Annotated in this window: 1 pseudogene; it reads left to right on the top strand. The window is 67.1% G+C overall.

From position 1 onward, the window contains the following. Positions 1-407 (top strand): annotated as a pseudogene (locus tag G3I78_RS49770) (hypothetical protein); the annotation flags it as partial.

The raw sequence follows: 407 nt of genomic DNA, 5'->3' as shown, positions 1-407 counted from the left end.
CCCCGGCGACGGACCGCACAGGGTTCCTGGCCTCGCTGCATACCGATCTGGAGGAGGCACTGCCTCGCATCCGCGAGGGTGCAATCGCCCCGGCAGACCTGCGGCAGACAATCCTCGGCCCTGGGATGGCGGTGTACTCCCGCTTCTCTCGGGTGTTGGAGGACGACGGCACCACGATGTCGGTGAAGACGGCACTGGCGCTGATCAACCAGAGCTTCGGCTCCCTGAAGAACGAGCATGACGCCGAACTGGACGCCGAAACCCGGTTCTGTCTGGACTGGTTCCGTTCCTACGGCTGGGACACGCGTCCCTACGGTGACGCAGAGTCGCCGGCTGTGCCGCTGGGCCTGTCTGTGGACGGGATCGCACGCGGCGGAACCCTCCCCTCCGGCTCCGGCAAGTCCGCT

The organism is Streptomyces sp. SID13726 (genome assembly GCF_010548375.1).
Classification (GTDB): domain Bacteria; phylum Actinomycetota; class Actinomycetes; order Streptomycetales; family Streptomycetaceae; genus Streptomyces.
Note: the sequence above shows the minus strand (reverse complement) of the source record. Positions and strands in the feature narration are given on the sequence as shown.